Raw genomic sequence first — 1,058 nt, 5'->3', positions numbered from 1 at the left:
GATAAAGCAACAATTCGTCTGTAATTTCCAGTTTACCCTCTGATTTCACCTATTCAGCTCCATCCATGGTCAGGTACTTTTTACCAGAGCTCCATTCGTCCGATATCTCCATAATCACCGCTGTGACTAATCTGAGGCAAGAGGCCTCGTTTGGAAATAAAGTTGCAACGCGCGTACGGCGTTTGATTTCTTTATTCACGCGCTCAAGTGCGTTGGTTGTTCTCAAACGGCGACGATGCCCCGCAGGCAAAGCTAATACAGCTAACCCTTCAGGAAGCGCCGTTTCGGCCCATACTGCGAGCTTAGGCGCGCTTTTCTCATACTTCTTACAGAGCAACTCAATGTGGCGTTTTGCTTCATCCGGTGTTTTTGCATCAAAGACACTGCGAATGTCGTCCGCCACTTGTGCTTTCATGGCCTGCTTGGGCACATAGCTTTGCGCGTTTTGTTGCAAGTGGAACTGGCAACGCTGCCACGGTACACTCGGAAATACACTCTTGCGTGCCGCTTTTAGCCCTTCATGGGCGTCGCTAACAAAGAGTTTCATGCCGTGCAGACCTCTATCTTTCAGGCTGAGCAAAAAATCTCGCCAATGGACTTCTTGCTCTGAAAGCGATACCGAGCAACCTAAAAGCTCTCGATGTCCTGATTCATTGACGCCCATCGCGACTAAAACGGCACAATCAATTACAGAGCCACCGTGTCGTACTTTCTCATAACGTGCATCAAGCACGACATACGGGAAATTGCCAAGCGGCCGCTCTCGCCATTGCTGCAAATGTACATCAAGCTCATGTGCGGCGCGACTTACCTGAGTAGAGCTGATTTCAAAACCGCACAGCTCTTCAGTCACACGTGCCACTTTACGCGTCGACACGCCTTGCACATACATTTCTGCTAATGCCAGCTTCAGCGCTTTCTCAGAGCGTAAACCTCGCTCTAAACTACTTGGATAAAAATCCGTGTCGCGGGTTTGCGGTATACTTAAATCGAGCATCCCGAATCGGCTCTGTAGCGACTTTTTCTTATAACCGTTGGCGTAACCTTGGCGCTCTTCT

1 protein-coding gene is annotated in these 1,058 nt (G+C 49.3%); it reads right to left on the bottom strand.

Annotated features, from left to right (window positions below; translation table 11 throughout):
- Positions 1-49: 49 nt before the first annotated feature.
- A partial coding sequence (locus tag AN394_RS21125; protein WP_055022519.1) for an IS256 family transposase occupies positions 50-1,058 on the bottom strand: 1,009 nt, incomplete at its 5' end.

This window comes from Pseudoalteromonas sp. P1-26 (assembly GCF_001401795.1).
Classification (GTDB): domain Bacteria; phylum Pseudomonadota; class Gammaproteobacteria; order Enterobacterales; family Alteromonadaceae; genus Pseudoalteromonas.
This window is presented reverse-complemented; position numbering and strand designations above follow the sequence as displayed.